Source organism: Streptomyces sp. NPDC007971 (assembly GCF_042958635.1).
GTDB lineage: Bacteria > Actinomycetota > Actinomycetes > Streptomycetales > Streptomycetaceae > Streptomyces.
This window is the reverse complement of the sequence record NZ_JBIBJK010000016.1, coordinates 116,551-134,624: the sequence shown is the minus strand read 5'-3', so window position 1 is coordinate 134,624 and position 18,074 is coordinate 116,551. Positions and strand designations below refer to the sequence as shown.

14 protein-coding genes are annotated in these 18,074 nt (G+C 71.4%); 10 read left to right on the top strand and 4 right to left on the bottom strand.

The genetic code is table 11. The features are described from left to right. Positions 1-94 precede the first annotated feature (94 nt). Positions 95-1,534 (top strand): gamma-aminobutyraldehyde dehydrogenase, encoded by a 1,440-nt coding sequence (locus ACFZCP_RS30705; protein WP_362690974.1) that lies wholly within the window; start codon positions 95-97, stop codon positions 1,532-1,534. 324 nt (positions 1,535-1,858) lie between these two features. Beyond that, complete coding sequence (locus tag ACFZCP_RS30700; protein ID WP_391433147.1) at positions 1,859-3,052, top strand: extracellular solute-binding protein; 1,194 nt, start codon at positions 1,859-1,861, stop codon at positions 3,050-3,052. A 28-nt stretch (positions 3,053-3,080) separates the two neighbouring features. Here ACFZCP_RS30700 and ACFZCP_RS30695 read toward each other — a convergent pair whose 3' ends face one another. Both ACFZCP_RS30695 and ACFZCP_RS30690 read right to left on the bottom strand, forming a co-directional pair. Continuing rightward, the gene (locus tag ACFZCP_RS30695) at positions 3,081-3,992 is read right to left on the bottom strand and encodes an ADP-ribosylglycohydrolase family protein (protein WP_391433144.1); all 912 of its coding nucleotides are present in this window, start codon (positions 3,990-3,992) and stop codon (positions 3,081-3,083) included. A 169-nt stretch (positions 3,993-4,161) separates the two neighbouring features. After that, the gene (locus ACFZCP_RS30690; protein WP_391433141.1) at positions 4,162-4,284 is read right to left on the bottom strand and encodes a hypothetical protein; all 123 of its coding nucleotides are present in this window, start codon (positions 4,282-4,284) and stop codon (positions 4,162-4,164) included. 305 nt (positions 4,285-4,589) lie between these two features. Between ACFZCP_RS30690 and ACFZCP_RS30685 the strand changes: the two genes are divergently transcribed. From ACFZCP_RS30685 to fxsT, 3 genes are all read left to right on the top strand, one after another. Continuing rightward, positions 4,590-4,898, top strand: a complete 309-nt coding sequence (locus tag ACFZCP_RS30685; protein WP_391433138.1) for a trypco2 family protein — start codon at positions 4,590-4,592, stop codon at positions 4,896-4,898. Positions 4,899-5,040: 142 nt separating this feature from the next. Further along, complete coding sequence (locus ACFZCP_RS30680) at positions 5,041-6,489, top strand: hypothetical protein (protein WP_391433134.1); 1,449 nt, start codon at positions 5,041-5,043, stop codon at positions 6,487-6,489. Between the two features lie 193 nt (positions 6,490-6,682). Next, a complete protein-coding gene (fxsT, locus tag ACFZCP_RS30675; RefSeq protein ID WP_391433131.1) occupies positions 6,683-10,588 on the top strand; it encodes an FxSxx-COOH system tetratricopeptide repeat protein in 3,906 nt (1,301 codons plus the stop codon). A 53-nt stretch (positions 10,589-10,641) separates the two neighbouring features. Here fxsT and ACFZCP_RS30670 read toward each other — a convergent pair whose 3' ends face one another. Both ACFZCP_RS30670 and ACFZCP_RS30665 read right to left on the bottom strand, forming a co-directional pair. Then, complete coding sequence (locus ACFZCP_RS30670; RefSeq protein WP_391433128.1) at positions 10,642-12,510, bottom strand: aKG-HExxH-type peptide beta-hydroxylase; 1,869 nt, start codon at positions 12,508-12,510, stop codon at positions 10,642-10,644. 339 nt (positions 12,511-12,849) lie between these two features. Further along, a complete protein-coding gene (locus ACFZCP_RS30665; protein ID WP_391433399.1) occupies positions 12,850-13,884 on the bottom strand; it encodes a trypsin-like peptidase domain-containing protein in 1,035 nt (344 codons plus the stop codon). A gap of 309 nt (positions 13,885-14,193) precedes the next feature. Between ACFZCP_RS30665 and ACFZCP_RS30660 the strand changes: the two genes are divergently transcribed. From ACFZCP_RS30660 to ACFZCP_RS30640, 5 genes are all read left to right on the top strand, one after another. Further along, the gene (locus ACFZCP_RS30660) at positions 14,194-15,204 is read left to right on the top strand and encodes an alpha/beta hydrolase fold domain-containing protein (RefSeq protein WP_391433125.1); all 1,011 of its coding nucleotides are present in this window, start codon (positions 14,194-14,196) and stop codon (positions 15,202-15,204) included. A gap of 146 nt (positions 15,205-15,350) precedes the next feature. Further along, positions 15,351-16,313: a hypothetical protein gene (locus ACFZCP_RS30655; protein WP_362690944.1), complete on the top strand. Its 963-nt coding sequence runs from the start codon at positions 15,351-15,353 to the stop codon at positions 16,311-16,313. A 28-nt stretch (positions 16,314-16,341) separates the two neighbouring features. After that, complete coding sequence (locus tag ACFZCP_RS30650) at positions 16,342-17,004, top strand: hypothetical protein (protein ID WP_391433122.1); 663 nt, start codon at positions 16,342-16,344, stop codon at positions 17,002-17,004. After that, positions 16,988-17,872, top strand: a complete 885-nt coding sequence (locus tag ACFZCP_RS30645; RefSeq protein ID WP_391433119.1) for an inositol monophosphatase family protein — start codon at positions 16,988-16,990, stop codon at positions 17,870-17,872. Before ACFZCP_RS30650 ends, ACFZCP_RS30645 begins: the two co-directional genes overlap by 17 nt. Before the next feature lie 58 nt (positions 17,873-17,930). Continuing rightward, positions 17,931-18,053, top strand: coding sequence for a DUF397 domain-containing protein (locus tag ACFZCP_RS30640; RefSeq protein WP_391433116.1), 123 nt, complete (start codon positions 17,931-17,933; stop codon positions 18,051-18,053). Positions 18,054-18,074: the final 21 nt, after the last annotated feature.

Genomic DNA, 18,074 nt, shown 5'->3' with positions numbered 1-18,074 from the left:
AGTGGCCGCAGTGGGGGTGTTGAAAACGTGGATGCGGCGACTAGGGTGGGTGTCTCAGTGATCGGACAGTTCGAACCAGACCAGGAGGCCGGCAGTGAGCACCGAGCTGCGTCGTCTGCGCAACTACATCGACGGTGAGTTCCGGGACGCCGCCGACGGACGGACCACCGAGGTGGTCAACCCCGCGACGGGCGAGGCGTACGCCACCGCTCCGTTGTCCGGGCAGGCGGACGTGGACGCCGCGATGGCGGCCGCCGCCGCGGCCTTCCCGGCCTGGCGCGACACGACCCCCGCCGAGCGGCAGAAGGCCCTCCTGAAGATCGCCGACGCGTTCGAGGAGCGCGCCGAGGAACTGATCGCGGCCGAGGTGGAGAACACGGGCAAGCCGACCGGGCTGACCCGCTCCGAGGAGATCCCGCCGATGGTCGACCAGATCCGCTTCTTCGCGGGTGCGGCCCGGCTGCTGGAGGGACGCAGCGCCGGCGAGTACATGGACGGGATGACCTCGATCATCCGCCGCGAGCCGGTCGGCGTCTGTGCCCAGGTCGCCCCCTGGAACTACCCGATGATGATGGCCGTGTGGAAGTTCGCCCCGGCGATCGCCGCGGGCAACACGGTCGTCCTCAAGCCCTCGGACACGACCCCCGCCTCCACCGTCCTGATCGCCGACATCATCGGCTCGGTCCTGCCCAAGGGCGTCTTCAACGTCATCTGCGGCGACCGCGACACCGGCCGCGCGATGGTCGAGCACGAGACCCCGGCGATGGCCTCCATCACCGGCTCCGTACGCGCCGGCATGTCCGTCGCCGAGTCCGCGTCCAAGGACCTCAAGCGGGTCCACCTGGAGCTGGGCGGCAAGGCCCCCGTCGTCGTCTTCGAGGACACCGACATCGCCAAGGCCGTCGAGGACATCTCGGTCGCCGGCTTCTTCAACGCCGGCCAGGACTGCACGGCCGCGACCCGCGTCCTCGTCCAGGAGTCCATCCACGACGAGTTCGTGGCGGCGCTCGCGAAGGCCGCCGCCGAGACCAAGACCGGGCAGCCGGACGACGAGGACGTCCTCTTCGGCCCGCTGAACAACCCCAACCAGCTCAAGCAGGTCTCCGGCTTCATCGAGCGCCTGCCCGCCCACGCCAAGGTCGAGGCGGGCGGCCACCAGGTCGGCGACAAGGGCTACTTCTACGCCCCGACCGTCGTCTCCGGCCTGAACCAGGACGACGAGATCGTCCAGAACGAGGTCTTCGGCCCGGTCATCACCGTCCAGTCCTTCACGGACGAGGACCAGGCCGTCCAGTGGGCCAACGGCGTCGAGTACGCCCTCGCCTCCTCGGTGTGGACCAAGGACCACGGCCGTGCGATGCGCATGTCCAAGAAGCTCGACTTCGGCTGCGTGTGGATCAACACCCACATCCCGCTGGTCGCCGAGATGCCCCACGGCGGCTTCAAGAAGTCCGGCTACGGCAAGGACCTGTCGGCGTACGGCTTCGAGGACTACACGCGGATCAAGCACGTGATGACGTCGCTGGACGCGTAAGCGCTCCGCTTCGGCGCCGTTTCGGCCGCAGGTGCGCGGCCCCAGGTGTGCGGCCCAGGTGCGCGGGCGCAGGTACGCGGCCCCAGGTGCGCGGCCGCTGGTCGCGCCCGCGCGCCGGAGCCGCACAGGATGCAGCTCCGCGCCCCCGCGCAGGCAGGTGCGCAAGCCGGTGCTTTCGGGCGCGGCCCCGGACGGGTTCACCACCCCGTCCGGGGCCGCGCTTTTCTGCGCCACCGGGCTGATCGACAAGGTGTCGGGTCCCACCCGACGGGCTCGACGCAGCGTCGATTGTCCGTGCGAGGGGCATCGGGGCATCCTGCCGTGGTGCCCCAGACATCCTCGCTTTCGCGTCCCGTCTCCCGCCGTTCCCTGCTGCGCGCGCTCGGCGGCACCGCCGCGTTCGGAGCGCTGGCCGGCTGCGGGGTGCCCGCCGCCTACGTCGGGCCCGGCGACCGTGCCGTACCCGACGAGTCCGCCGCCGACCGGAAGCTGACCTGGGCGAACTGGCCGCTGTACATCGACACCGATGACAACGACCCGAACAAGCGGCCCACACTGGACGCCTTCGGGAAGCGCACCGGGATCTCCGTCGACTACAGCGAGGAGATCAACGACAACGACGAGTTCTTCGGCAAGATCAGCCCCGCGCTCATGAACCACCAGTCGACCGGCCGCGACCTGATCGTCGTCAGCGACTGGATGTGCGCGCGGTTCGTGCGGCTCGGCTGGGTGCAGCGGATGGACCGCGACCGCCAGCCGAACGTGGCGAAGTACCTCGACCCGCTGCTCCGCTCGCCCGGCTTCGACCCGGGCCGCCGGTTCACGATGCCGTGGCAGTCGGGCATCACCGGGATCGCCTACAACCGCCGCAAGCTGGGCCGCGAGATACGCCACGTCTCGGACCTGTGGGCGAGCGACCTCAAGGGCCGCGTGACCCTGCTCTCCGGGCTGGACGAGGCCTTCGCGCTCCTGATGCAGGGCAACGGCGTCGACATCACCCAGTGGACCGCGGACGACTTCCACAAGGTCTGCGACCAGGTCGAACGCGAGGTCCGGCGCGGCCAGATCCGCCGCTTCACCGGCAACGACTACACCAAGGACCTGGTCAGCGGCGACGTGCTTGCCTGCCAGGCCTACTCCGGCGACGTCATCCAGCTCCAGGCCGACAACCCCGACATCCGCTTCCTCGTCCCCGAGGAGGGCGCCGAGCTGTGGTCGGACTCCCTGATGATCCCCAACCGGGCCCGCCACAAGTCCAACGCCGAGCGCCTGATCGACTACTACTACGACCCCGAGGTCGCCGCGAAGCTCGCCGCCTGGGTCAACTACGTCTGTCCCGTCCCCGCGGCCAAGGAGGTCCTCGCCGCCTCCAAGGACAAGGACACCGCAGCCCTGGCCGACAACCCGCTGATCTTCCCCGACAGCACGATGCGGGGCAGGCTCGCGATCGCCCGGGACATCACGTCGACGGAGCGGGTGGAGTTCGCGAAGCGGTGGAACAGGATCGTGGGGTTGTAGGGAGCGGCCGGGATCTGGAGCAGTCCGGCTACGAGACCGGGGCCGGGGGCAGCGGTTCACGGGCTGCGTGCCAGGCGGGCGGGAGAGCGGCGACGCCCGTACGAGCGGCGATCACCCCGCCCGCGACCGCGCAGGTGGTGTCGATGTCGCCGCGCCCGGCGACCGTGAACCACAGGCCCTCGTGCAGGTCGTCAAGGTGTCCCGCCGCGCACCAAAGGGCGTAGGGGACGGTGTCGGGCCCGGACATCCGGTAGCCGGAGCCCAGGACCTCCGCGGCGTGCCGAACCGAGGTACGTGCCGGCATGCGGGCCGCGACCCGCACTCCCGACCGGACGTCGCTGTCGGGGAGTCGTGCGGCGACCGCCTGGAGGAAGTCCGGGCGGGCCGGCGCGGGCCCGCCCCGGCTGCGCGTTGCCAGCGCCGCGGCGAGGGCTACCGCCACCGCCCCGGCGACCGCCTCCGGGTGGTGGTGCGAGACCGCGCTCTGGAGGGCGGCCTGCTCGGCGACGACGTCGAGGTCGGCGGCGTGCCAGGCGCCCAGCGGGGCGACGCGCATGGCCGCGCCGTTGCCCCAGGAGCCCTGGCCGCCGAACTGTCCAGCGACCACCTCCTGCCAGGGCTCACCCGCGCCGATCCGGCGGAGCACGTCGTGCATCGAGGCTCCGTAGCCGCGGTGCGTGTCGTCGGCGTAGGCCTCGGCGAGGCGCAGGGCGAGGCGGTCCTGGTCGACGGTGCCGCCGCCCGCGGCGAGTTCCCGGACGAGAACGAGCGCCTGGGCGGTGTCGTCGCTCCACCGCCACAGCGGCTCCGGGGGCAGGATCCGTGCCTCCAAGGCTGCCGGGCCTTCGCGGCGCAGGATGCCGAACCAGCGGTCACCGAAGGCATCACCGAAGGCGAGCCCGGACAACGAATCCAGCACAGGGGTAGGCAGGTTGATCACCGGAGCAGTATCACCAGGCGACGGCGTCCCCGGCACTCCGATTTTCGGCGCGGCCGTGTTTCCGGCGCCGCCCGTGCCCTGCTGTGCACCCATGTGCCAAGAAGACCTCCTCAAGTGAGGTCTCCGCGACGAGGCCCAGTCGGCAACAACCCTGGTCAGGATCTCTGCTTCACGCCATCTCGCGGTCGTCGTCACACGTGTGCAGCCACTCCTCCGCCTTGTCCTCGGCTGCGACCGCCGCGCGTCGCGCCCCGACGAGCAGCGAGACGTCGTGGTGCTGATGCATCTCCACGGTTACTCCGTCGAAGACGCCGCCTACCACCTCGGCAGGGGTTGGGGCGGAGTCCGCCACTTGGACCGCCTGGCCCGGCGTGCCCTTTGGCACCACCTGGCACTCATCGGCGAGCCGACGGGGCGGACCTGAAGCGGCGGGGCACGACGTCCGTCAACCACCAGCCGTCCGCGGCCCGTTGCCCGTCGAAAGGCGGCAGTCGGCGATCGACCGGCGATCGTGCGGAGGAACGTGAGGAGAGTGGCCCGGCGCACCCCGAAACCTCGGTACCATCTCAACCCTGTGATGCAGCCGGGGGAGGACTGTTGATCGAACTGGCCGCCATGGTCCGTGAGTTGAAGGAACAGCTCAACGCCGCCATGGCCGAGACGGGACCCGGTCCGCTCCGCTTCGAGCTCGGCTCGGTGGAGATCGAGGCGACCGTCGCGGTCGACCGCACCGGCGGCGTCGACGGCAAGGTGAAGTTCTGGGTCGTCGAGGCGGGTGCTGACGCGTCCCTCTCCGATTCCCGGACCCATCGCATCACGCTCACCCTCCATCCCTCCCTGGTGGCTCCCGACGGCACCCCTCACCGCGTTCTGATTGCGGGCGAAGAGGCGGACGGAGAGCGTTGAGGATTACGCCTTGTTCGTGCCGATGACGCAGCGGGAAGGCTAGACGTACGCTGTCCGGACCGGACTGCGGACGAACTCGATCACGGCCGGAGGGGGTCACGAGGTGGAGGGGCGCAGCGCCGCACGCGTTCGCAACGAGCTCATGGCCGAGATGTCCGGTGTGCTCGCGGCCACGGACACCGTGCGGCGGCAGACGGGTGCGGACATGCTGGCCCAGGACCTGTGCGCAGAACTCCGGCTGTCCGTGGACCCGCCCCACGACCAGCCGCTCACCCTGTGGTCGCGGCGCCTGGTCAAGATGTGCGCGGAGACCGACGAGGGACTGCAGACCCTGGCCCGCTGCCTCGGCTACGCGGAACAGGCATCGGTGAGCGTGCTCGCCCTGTGGCGCCTGGTGGACGAGTGGGAGGCCGCGGCCTTCTTCAAGGACACCGATCTGCACCCCCTGCGGTCCGTCCTCCGCGAGATCCGTTCCACCTCCCTCCTCACCGCCCTGGCCCGCAGAGCCAGCCACGCACGCACCCAGGAACTGGAGGAGTGGTGCGACACGGGCTGGGCGGTCTTCCTGCACCTGGCCGGGAACAACACGGCGGCGGAGGAACTGCCCCCGTCCATGGCGTTCCTCTCCCTCGTCTCCGAGTACCTGGTGAAGGAGGGCCGCACCGAGGAGGCGGAGCATCTGCGCCGCTGGAACCGCAGGCAGGCCCAGCTCCGGGGACTCGCCGAGGAGATGGCCGAATGGCAGCAGGGTGAGTTCGTCTCTCCCGGCGAGGCCGCGTTACACCCGGCGTACCTGCTGATCCAGTTCGAACCGGACGGCGTGGACCCGGACAGCTTCTGGGTGGCCCACTGGCGGCAGTCCGACTCCGACGGCTGGCACCCCATCCCCGGCGAGACGCTCAAGCTGCACCGGGACGACCTTCCGGCCGCCGTGGACCGCCTCATCGAGCAGGCCGAGGAACGCTGGTGGGATCTGCGCCAGCCCGTCGTGATCGAGTTCATCCTTCCCTGGGCGCTCATGGGAGAGCCCGTGGAGTGGTGGCACAAGGAGAGCGACGCGGACGTGCCCACCCCTTTGGTCATGGACTACACCGTCGTCGTACGAAGCTTCGAACGTCTGCGCAAGGGCGCCTGGCACCGGCCGTGGAACAACCGCTGGCGGCAGCTCAAGGACCGGCCCGCGGACAGCCGCTCGCACTGGAGCGAGCCGAACCAGCCCGCCTTCCATCTGGAACGGGAACTCAAGGACGACCAGCAGATCGTCTGCCTCGTGCTGAGCGAGCCGCCGGGCAGCGAATCCCCCGCCGCCCGCAGGGAGTTCATCGCGGCCATGCGGGCCGGGATCCCGGCCGTTCTGTGGGACCGGGGGGACCTCGGCCCCGCCTTCCGGGAGGCGGCCGCGGACATAGTCCAGGAGCGCGGCCTGGCCGGAGTCCTGGAACGCACGCGCCGATGGCGCAATGAGGCGCTGGCGCTGGGACCGGACGACTGGCACGGACATGTGGGCCGTCATCTGGCCCTTCTCCTGGACGATCCGGAACGCATGCCCGGCCCCACCGGATCGGGCAGTGAGCCCCATGGCGACAGGTGAGATGGTGACCGCGGACGGGGGACAGAAGGGAGGGCCTCTGTGATGTCGAGCGCGTCGAGCGGAGAGCACGGGCACCCGCCCGTACTGTGGGTGGGCTGGCCCTCCCACGGGGTGCTCACCACGGGAACCCGGGCTGGTACCGGAGGCCTCCCGTCCGCGTTTTTGCGACCCCAGCGATGCCTTGAGAGTGACCATGGCCAGTGACAACGCCCGGCGTGACCGGCCGGGGTCCGGAGCCGACCTGACGCGTCTGTGGGGCGACTGGCGTTTCGAGGGCGGGGCATTACCCCGGGAAGCCGTTCTCGTCGTCGACTCCCACGTCACCATGCGCGTGTGGGACGAGGCGATCGCCGGCCTCTCCCGGGCCCTGGCCCGGAATTTCACGGCGGTGCACGACGTGGCACTGCTCGGTACGGACGAGATGTTCCCGGCCTCCGTCCGCACCGATCCCGAGCCGTCGACCCCGACGGACGGGACGCGCCGCGTCATCCTCGTGGTCACCGACGGCCTGGCGGCCGGCTGGCATCTCGGGGCGGTGCAGCCGCTCTTGCGGTGCTGGGGCCGGTTCCAGCCGGTCGCCGTGCTCAACCCGCTCCCGCCCCACCTCTGGTTCCGTACCGGCCTCGACGTGCTGCACCTGCGGGTCGGGGCCCACGGCCCCTGGGCCGCCAACGCCGACTGGGACTGGCACGAACGAGAGGTCCCCGCCGCGCCGGGGGAGGAGCAGGGCGACCCGGTGCAGCCGGTTGCGGACGCGGACGACGACGTTCCCCCGGTGGCCGTACCCGTCCTCTCCCTCACGCATCACGGCGCGCGCGCCCTGTCCGGCGTGCTGGAGGGGGCGCAGCCGCACGGGCTGGACCTGCCGGCGACGCTGGCCAATGCGTGGAAGGGACGGCCGGACGCCGCCCGGAACTTTCCGTGGGCGACCGAGTCCGACGACTCCGACGGCTCCCTGTCCGCTGCCGACCGGGTCTTCGATTTCCGTGCAGCGGCGTCCCCCACGGCCTTCCGGCTGGGGGTCCGCCTGGCCGCGGCACCGCTGAGCCTGCCGATCGTCCGCAGGCTGATCGCGTCGACTCCCGGCGCCGGGCCGGTGCACGCCTCCGAGTTCTTCATGAGCGGCCTGGTCCAGCCGACCGGCGTCCACCTCGACGCCCCGGGAGCGATGGTCTACGACTTCCTCCCCGACGCCCGCGAGCAACTGCTCGCGGGCGGCCGCCGCAGCGCCACCATCCGTACGCTGCGCGACGTTCGCGAGGTGCTCGCCTCGGACCCGTCGACCGCGTCCCTGCTGCCGCCCCCTGCGGAACCGCTGGGCAAGACGTCACGGCCACGGGTGACCCAGAAAAGCGCGCCGTTTCTCCGTATTGAGCTGACCGCGCTGGACGCATTGTCCGGGTCACACCTTCAGCGCGCCCGATTGTTGCGACATGCGCTGAAATGGCACGATCAGCGGTATGCAGTCTCGCTTGCCAAGGTCCCGCCTGCCGAAGCCGCCATAGCCCCGTCCACCGCTTCAGGAGCCACCGAAGGAGCCCCGCCGATGTCCACCACGCCCCAGCGCACCGTGGAGGGAGAGCGCACCGTACAGCCACGCGTCTGGGGGAACCTGCCGCCGCGCAACCAGAACTTCACGGGCCGCAACGAGCTCCTCGAACTGCTCGAACAGCGGTTGCGCGAGGGCACGACGACGGTGCTGCCCGAGGCGATCCACGGCATGGGCGGCGTCGGCAAGACACAGTTGGCGATCGAGTACGCCTACCGGCACCAGTCGGACTACGACATCGTGTGGTGGATCCCCTCGGAGCGACCGGGCCAGATCGGCCAGTCGCTGGTGGAGCTGGCCAAGCGGCTGGGGCTGGTGACCACGTCCGAGGCCAACATCGCCGGTCCCGCGGTCCGCGAGGCGCTGCGCGAGGGACGCCCGTACTCCAGGTGGCTGTTGATCTTCGACAACGCGGACAGCCCCGAACAGGTGCGCCCGTACTTCCCGACCGGCGGCACGGGCACGATCCTGGTCACCTCCCGCAACCGCCGCTGGGGGCTGGTGGGCGGCTCCCTCGAAGTGGACGTGTTCACCCGCGAGGAGAGCAAGGAACTGCTGCGCGGATCGGGGCCCGAGCTGGCCGACGAGGAGGCCGAGGCGCTGGCCGAGGCCCTGGGCGACCTGCCGCTGGCCCTGGTGCAGGCGGCCGCCTGGCGGGCCGAGACCGGTATGCCCGCATCCGAGTACCTGCGGCTCTTCGAGAGCAAGCAGAACGAACTCCTCGAAACGGCCCCGCCGCCGGACTACCAACTGCCGGTGGCCGCCGCGTGGAACGTCTCGCTCGACCATCTGGAGACACGCAGCCCGGGCGCACTGCGGCTCCTGCAGCTGTGCTCGTATTTCGCTCCCGACCCGATCTCCAGGCAAATCCTCTCCGGCCCGGGATACAACACCGCTTTCCCGGAGCTGGATGCGGCTCTGAACGACCCGATGAAGCTCGCGCGCGCGATACGGGAGATCAACCGTTACTCCCTCGCCCGTATCGACCACCGCACGAACTCCATCGAGATGCACCGGTTGGTCCAGCACGTCCTGATCAACCGCATGAGCCCAGAGGAGCAGAACCGCATGCGCGAAGGCGCCCACGCCCTGATGGCGTCCGCCGATCCGCGGACACCCACCGACCCGGAGAGCTGGCCACGCTATGCGGAGCTGTACACGCACGTCATCGCCTCCGACGCCGTAACCTCCGACCAGCCCTGGGTGCGCCAGCTGGTGATGAACATCGCCAAGTACCTGTACTACTGGGGAGATCACGAAGTCTGCCTCGACTTCTCGGAGACGGCCTGGAACACCTGGGTCGACGTCTTCGGCGAGGACGATGTGAAGACGCTCCTCATGGGCCAGTGGCTGGTCTTCGTCTACCTGAACATCGGCCGGTACACCGATGCCTCCACCCTGGTGGAGCGCATCCGGGTCGCCTTCGAGCGCGTGTCCGCACCGGACAGCGAGGAGGCTCTGGACACGATCCAGACGGAAGCCGCCGTACGCCGTGTCCAGGGCCGCTTCCCCGAAGGGGCCGAACTGGACCGGGTCGTCTACGAGCGGGCGCGCCGGGCCTTCGGCGACGACGACCCGGCCAGCCTGAACATGGCCCACAACCTCGGCGTCAGCCTCCGCCTCACCGGTGCCATCCGCGAGGCCCTGGAACTCGACAGGAAGACCTGGCACCTGAAACTGCGTCTGTTCGGACGCGACGACCAGCGCAGTCTCGTCACGGAGAACTCCATCGCCATCGATGTGCGCGAGTCGGGGGACTACGTCGGTGCGCTCAGGCTCCAGGAAACCGCGCTGGAGGCCTTCCAGGACGTCTTCGGGAACAACAATCCCGCCACCATCAGCACCGAGCGTGAACTGGGTATCGCCTGCCGGAAGGCCGGGCTCCACGCCCGCGCGCTGGAACTGGCCATCAAGGCCCATGAAGCCTTCACCCGGCGTTACGGGGACACCCACCCCCAGTCCCTGGCCACCGCCCTCCCGCTCGCCATCGCCCTGCGCCAGAACGGCGATCTGGAGGCGGCACGCGCGCGCGGGGCCCAGGCCTGCGCCGGCTACCGCAAGGTCTTCCACGCGCAGCACCCCTACGCCCTGTCCGCCGACGTCGGCCTCGCGGTGTCCGAGCGCCTGCTCGGCAGGCCGGAGGAGGCCCGCCGTCTGGACGACGCGGCGCTCGAAGCGCTGACCGGGAGTCTCGGGGCCGACCACCCGTTCACCCTCGTGGCCGCCGTGAACCTGGCCAGTGACCTGGCGGCACTCGGAGAGCACGATGTGGCCCAGGCCAAGGGGCGCGACACCCTGGCCCGCTGCCGGCAGACCTTCGGCCCCGACCACCCGACCACGCTGGCCTGCGCCGGGAACCTGTCGTCGGATCTGCTGTCCGCAGGGCTCGACAGCGAGGCCACGGAGCTGCGGGTCGACACCGAGGAGCGCCTGCGCCGCGTGCTGGACACCCGGCGGGTCGGCGAGGAGGAGGCCACGCCCCACCCGGCGACGGTGGCCTTCCTGAACGGCACACGCCTGAACTGCGACATCGACCCCATGCCGTTGTAAGAACCGCCGCCAGTGAGGCCGAAGGGGCTGCGCCGTCACACTCGGGCAGTCCTTCAGCCGAGCGGCCCCGGCCGGGTCGTGGCGACACCCAGCCACGCGGCCAGGGCCAGCGGATCGGGCCGTTGCCCGTGCTCCTCGTACAGGGTCTCCCGTACGGCGCGGGCCCACTGGGGCGACCGCATCAGAAAGCGGCTCGCGGCCCGGTGTTCGGGGCTGTCGACCAGGGCCCGGCCCAGTGCCGCCCACGAGCCCACCGCGGGATCCCCGTGCAGCAGCTGATCCGCTAACTCCCGTCGGGCGGCGGACCGCTCCCCGCGGGCCAGGAGGACGTCCACCGGGCCGGCTCCGCGCACCCGGTCGCCGACGGCGGCGGGATCCCGCCAGGAGCCGTCCGGATCGGTGAGGTGATGTCTGGCCAGGACCGCCGCAGTGTCCAGAAAGCGGGCGTCTTCGTCCGGCACCAATGAGGACGCGGTGTGCGTCAGAGGGGGACAGGCGTCGTTCCGTCTCCACGCGCGCACCGCCTCGTCCACCAGATCCGGGGACGGCCGCAGATGATGTTCGCGCCATCGGGCTCGGTGGCTGGCCGAGGCTTCACGAGCCAGCCGCAACTCCGCGTCGGGGACGTCGTCGCCGAGCCAGTCGGCACAGCAGTGCAGCAGCGATTCGAGGAGCCGGTGCCCGAGGGGCGCCAGCCGGTCATGGCCCCGGACGCTGTTGAGTGTCGACCACACCGCCTCCCTCCACAGGGCGAACTCGAAGTGGGCCAGGGGTGCGTGCGCCGGGTCGGCGGCGCGCCGGTTGACGCGCCAGAACCGGGCCACTCCCAGGAAGGCGTAGATGCCCTGTAAAACACCCTCCAGCGGTCTCGGGTCGTCCCGCCACGGCGCATGGAACAACTCGGCCCGCTCGGGTGTCTTCTCGGCCCTTCGCACCAGCGGCGACAGGTGTGTCAGCGCCCCGAGTTTGACGTGCTGGAACTCGTGCACCAGGGTCGCGGCCAGCTCGGAACTCTCCTCGGGCAGCGAGGCGTTGATCCCTCCGAAGGCCTCCGCGGAGGAGCTGCTGTAAGGCCGAAACCTTTCTCCTTTCGGCATGGGAGTAATGGACCTCAGGCCCTGCCGTATCGCGTCCGTCTGGGCCGGCGTGTCGCGGAGCAGGATGTCCCACGCCTCGGTGAGCGAGGACTGCCAGGACCGCGCCTCGGACTCGGAGAGGACCCTCGCAGCGGTGGGTCCGAAGAAGGTGCGATAGGGGTCGTGTTCCTCAAGGGGCACGGAGCCGGCGGCGTCGCCCCGTCCCAGCGTCATCCGGCGAGTGGGCCACCAGCCCGGTACCTGCCGGTCCCGGGCGGGACCCACGACGACCTCGCCGCCGCCACCGGTGATGCGCACGACCGACCGGTCTCCGACGACGTGCGCGGTCGACCAGCCCTCCTGGGCCGGAAGAACCGCGCACCCCAGTCCCGGGAGGGACACCGTCCCCTCGCACACCGGAACCTTCAGGGCGAACTCGATGCGAGCCGCGGCGGACGCTGCGGCGGCCAGAGAGGCCAGGTGTCCCAGCGTCGCCCAGAGCGGGACGTCACTGTGCAGCGTGCCCCGCAGGCGCCTCAGGGCGCAGGACACCCAGGTTCCGGTCCCCGGAGCCAACAGGACCTGCTCGACCACCGCGGGGGCCTGGGCCTGCGCGCGTTCGAGTGACTCCCAGGCGGCGCCGAGGGACACCGGAAAGTCCCCGGACCCGGCGGCGACCGGAACGCTCCGGTCGTAGAGGGCGCGCAGAAGCAGCAGCCGGCGACTGCGTTCGGCGCTGAGCAGCTCCTCGACGGCAGCACCGTCGCCGTCCCCCCGCAGAAGCCCGTGGAGGCCGACGGCCGAGATACTGTGGAAGGCGGATCGATCGTCAGGTGGGCTGCTCACCGAGCACACCGGCATTCTCGCCCCGCCACGCGTGCTGCCCTACTTCTCAACGGCTCCGCGCGGCGGGTTGTGGCCGGCCATCGTGAGGGCGTGGGGGTCGTCGACATCCTCCAGCAACCGTTCGAGTGACTCGGACAAGGCGGGGCCGTCCAGAGAACGCAGTGCCTGAAGTGACACTCCTGAGAGGTCCATGAGTCCGGACTCAAAGGCCGGCGTCGCCCGCTTCACGGCTGCCAAGTCCCCTCCCCCTGCATGATCGTCGCGGCGGTCGTTTCTTTCTAATGATGGCCCAGGCAACGGGTGCCCGAAACCCTGCGTACCGGCCAGTTGCCATCCAACTCAGCTGTGCCGCACCGCAAGTTCGGCCGCCACGCGGTCGACCGTGCGCAGTTCCTCCGAGTCCTCCTCCCAATCCCGCAGTACTTCCATGAACCGGTCGAGAGTGCCCGGATAGCGCAGGCAGGTGCGCAGCACGCCGTACACCTCGTAGCGCAGCCGGTCGTCGCGGGGCCGGTGGGCGGCCACCCGGGGGTCGACTCCCTCCAGGACCGTGTCGAGGCCGTTCGGCCGGCGCAGTGCCGGTACGGCGGTCAACGCGTCCACCAGGTCCTTGAGTTCACGCATCGACAGGGTGTGCGGCAGTGAAGCCAGGCTCGGGGCGCGCGGTGACGGCACGGCCGGGCCGTCGGCGGAGCCGGGGGAGCCGACCGGTACGGGCTGCACGGGCAGGCCCGCGCAGGACCGGAGCAGTTCCAGTTCGGCGGGGACGAGCCCGTCGTACCAGCGTTGCACCCGCACCGCCGCGAGCCGGCCGAGGCCGTCGGAGCGGTGATGGGCGCTGATCAGGCCGATGATCGCACCGCCGGCCCAGAGGGCGGCGCCGGACATGCCCTCCCAGGGCGAGTGTTCCGGTGCGACGTCGTCGGCCGGGGGCCGGACGGCCACCTCCAGGGTTCCCTCCCGCAGGTTGGAGAGGACGGAGACCGTGCCCTCGATGTGGCAGGAGTCGCGGTACCGGACGAGCGCGCCCTGCGCGACGGGACCGGGATCCTCGCGCAGCTTGAAGCGGGGGAAGCCGACCGCGGTGACGGACAGGGTGGTGTCCGACTCCGGGAGGACCGCATAACGGGGCGTGTGGTGGACGGGCGGGGCCGCGGCGGGGAGGCCGGTCATCTCCAGCAGGGCAAGGTCGGCCCGGCCGGAGCGGAGGACCACCTGGGCGTCGCTGGTCCACTCGCCGGGCCGGTCGGCCTCGAAGCGGACCCGGAGCGTGGTCAGGGGCGGCTCCACCACGTGGGCGGCGGTCAGGACGTGCCGCACGCCGACGCGGTACCCCGAGCCCCGGCGCGACGCGCCCCCGGGACGACTCACCATGACCTCTGCGACCCGGGCCATCTCCAACCCCGCAGTCCCCCGCTGCTGTTCACTCACACGGGGCATGTACCCCTCGGCGCGGCGGGGTAAATACCGAGGCCCTTGTGCCCACCCCCTTGTGCCCATCCCCTTCTGCCCGCCCACTTCTGCCGACTGCCGACTGCCGACTGCCGACTGCCGACTGCCGACTGCCGACTGCCGACTGCCGACTGCCGACTGCCGATCGCCGCCTGCCGCTCGCCACTGGACCCGTCTGGCTCGTCAGACCCGTCAGGCCCGGCAAGCCCCGCAGGTGATTGACTGCGCCGCATGGATCTCGCGCGGACGGTCTGGAATGCGCCCCCCTTCGACCCCGAACTGGGCGCGGTGCTGGCGGACTTGGGGGAGGAAGCGAGGGAGCCGTTCACCCCGGAGAACCTCGCGGCCCGGCAGGAACGGGACGCTGCCGCCCGTCCCAGGCCGACGGTCCGCGACCTTGCGGACGGCGGCCGTTTCGAGGTGGCCGAGCTGCGGGTGCCGGGACCGCCGGGCGCGCCGGACGTCACGCTCGTGCGCGCACGGCCCGCCGGGGTCAGCGGGCCCCTGCCGCTGCTCTACTACATGCACGGCGGCGGCATGATCACGGGCAACGCCTGGTCCGTGCTTCCGCGCCTGCTCCGGGAGTGGGCGCTCCCGCTGGAGACGGCCGTGGTCTCGGTCGAGTACCGGCTGGCACCCCAGGCGCGGTACCCCGGACCGGTGGAGGACTGCTACGCCGGACTGGTCTGGGCGGCCGCGCACCCGGACGCGCTGGGTATCGACGCGGACCGCATCGTCATCGGGGGCAAGAGCGCCGGCGGCGGACTGGCCGCGGCACTGGCCCTGCTCGCCCGCGACCGGGGCGGGCCCGCCCCGGTCGGGCAGCTGCTCCTGTGCCCGATGCTCGACGACCGGGGCGACACCGTCTCCGGCCACCAGATGGCCGGTCTCGACACCTGGGACCGGACCTCCAACGCGACCGGGTGGCAGGCGCTGCTGGGCGACCGGTACGGCGCCGCGGACCTGCCGCCCTACGCCGCTCCCGCCCGCGCCACGGATCTGTCCGGGCTGCCCGCCGCCTACATCGAGGTCGGGTCGGCCGAGACCCTCAGGGACGAGGGCGTGGCCTACGCCCAGGCGATCTGGCAGGCCGGTGGCCAGGCCGAACTGCACGTGTGGCCGGGAGCGTTCCACGGCTTCGACACCCTCGCGCCGCGCGCGGCCCTCAGCCGGGACGCCCGCGACGCCCGCTCCCGCTGGCTCCGGCGCATCCTCGCGCACACCGGCGCGTCCCGTCCCTGAGGGCCCCACGCTTTTGCACCGGCGCCCGACGCCTGACGCGGAGGCCCGCACCCACCTCTCACCCGGTCCGCCGAAGGCCGATTGCACCATGGCTGACGGAGCGTCCTTCCTCCTACGATGGAAGCCACCGTCGGGGGAGGGTGGACGTGACGCGCAGGACACCACAGGGGGCCGGGCACCGGCTGGAGGACTCGATCGCCTGGGCGGTCAGGAACGCGGACGGGGTCGTCGCCATCGGCGTCGCCCTGGTGGTCGGCATCATGGACGTCGCCAACCAGAACATGAGCTCCAACATCGTCTCCGGCGCCACGCTGCTGGTCCTCGCCGCACTCGTCTTCGGCTCGCTCACCGAGCGCAGACGCCGGCTCGCCGACATCCAGTGGGCCACCGAGGGGACCAGCCGGGCCATCGAGGATCTCGCCATGGTGCGGACCCTGACCGGTACGGAGGTGGCGCTGGCGCACGAACGGGCCCGGCGCAACACCACCCGCTGGGTGTTCAAGGGCGGTACCGGCACCTATCTGCGCGCCGTCACCCTGCCGGAGTGCGTCGTGGAGGCGCAGCGGCAGCGCCGCTCGCTCAGCATGAAGATCGACATCGTCAACCCGGCCGATGACCAGGTGTGCGACGCCTACGCACGCTTCCGGCGCACCTTCGGCCAGGACCACGGCGGCGACTTCGCCGAGTGGACCACCGAGCGCACCCGCAAGGAGTCGTACGCCACCGTGGTCGCCGCCGTCTGGCACCGGCAGCGCCTGGACACCCTGGAGATCGACGTCCATCTCTCCTCGGTGGCACCGGCGTTGCGCTTCGACCTCTCCGACACCTGCCTGATCATCACCCAGGACGATCCGCGCCGGGTCAGCCTGTACGTGGAGCGGGACCGGCCGCTGTACGACTACTACGTCACCGAGCTGCACCAGAACAGGGAGCAGGCGGTCAAGCTCGACCTGCGGGAGGCCGTCCCGCTGAGCGACGAGCCGACCGTCGACGAGGTGCGGCGGCTGCTCGACCGGCTCGGCCTGCCCCTGGCGCCGAGCTTCACCGACCGTGACGTCGGCGACATCATCGACAAGGCGCTGCGCGCGGAGAACCCCTACCGCAGGTGAGCGCCGTGTTCCGGCCAAGGGGGACACGATGGACTACCCGGCCCTGGAACGGGCCGCCCGGCGGCACGCCACCGCCGAGCTGATGCGGCACGCCGCATCCGAACTGGACCGGATCGCCTCGGGCCGCCGCGCCCTGCGCGCGGTACGCCATCCTCTGGGGTTCGCCTGTCTGCCGATCCTGCGCGACGGCGACGACGGGGTCTGCGTCCACGTCTTCGGTGCCTTTCCGGCGGAGCCCGCCGGCCCGGTGCCCCAAGTGCACTGCCACAGCTGGGACCTGACCAGCACGGTCCTGTACGGCCGCCTGGGCAACCGGCGCATGGACGTCGTCGACGACGACACGACCGGCGATGCCACCCACCGCGTGTTCGAGGTGCTCAGCGATCCCTCGGGCGTCGACCGGATCCGGCCCACCGAGCGGCTGGTGCGCTGCCTGCCCGGGACGGAACAGACCAGCTCCCGGGGCCAGCTCTACGGCCTTCCGGCCGGCGAGTTCCACACCACCAGGGTGCCGGACGGGCACCCCACCGCCACCCTGGTGCTGGGCCGGACCCTGCCCGGCCGGGTGGACCTGTCCCTGGGCCCGCTGTCGGCCCGGGCCCACCGCATGGTCCGCCGGACCTGCGACGCGACCGAGACCGCCCGGATCGCTCGGGCCGCCCTCAGGAGGATCCATGAGCCCGAACCCTGACCCCGCGGCCCCGCGGCCCGGCTTCGCCTCCGAGCACCGCACGGCGGTGGCCGCCGCGGAGGAGGCCGGGGCCCTCCTGAGGTCCCGCTTCCCCGACGGCTTCGCAGCCCGCCCCAAGGGCCAACTGGGCGATGTGGTGACGGACTTGGACGTCATGGCCGAGGAGCTCGTCGTCGGCCGCATCCGCCACCGCTTCCCGCACGACCGGATCCTCGCCGAGGAGTCCGGCGCGCTCGACGGCGACGGCGACGGCGGCCGCACCTGGCTCATCGACCCGCTCGACGGCAGCAACAACGTGGTCATCGGCCTGCCCGTCTACGTCGTCGGCATCGCTCTGTGCGTGGACGACGCCCCGGTGGTGGGCGTCGTCCACGACCCGATGACCGGCCGCACCTGGTCCGCCCTGCGCGGCGGCGGCGCGCACGGTCCCGGCGGCCGGCTCGCCGCACCCGCCGCCGGCCGGCCACTTCCCGCCGCCGGACCGCTGCTCGCCTGGACCCAGGGCCACGCCGTCCGCCGCGACGACACCGCCGCCTGCGCACTCAGGCACACCCTGGAACTCCGCTCCCGGCGACTCCTCCAGCTGTGGGCGCCCCTGGTCGCCTGGGCCATGCTCGCCCGCGGCGACATCGACGGCTTCGTCGGCTACCGCGCCGAGGCCATCGACCTGCCCGCCGGTGCGCTGCTCGCCCGCGAGGCCGGGATGGTCCTGCGGCACTTGGACGGCGCCGAGTTCGGCGGCGGCTTCAGCGGGCCGGACACGGGGCGCTCCTTCGTCGCGGGGCGCCCCGAGATGCTGCCCCACCTGCTCGACCTCGTCGCTACGTCGGCGTCCTCTCCCGTTCCACGTCCGCGTGACAACGGATAGCGCACGTACGCGAGTTTGAGGACGTCTACGATCATGCGCTGGGTGGCGCGCTCTCGAAGTGGACGACGCCGCCGCCCCCACCCACATCCCGGTCCGCGACAGCAAGAACCCCACCGGCCCCGCGATCGTCTTCTCGGCGCGCGCCTGGTCGGCGTTCATCGGTGCTTCATCGGCGTGGTGAAGATCTGCGTCATGGACCCGG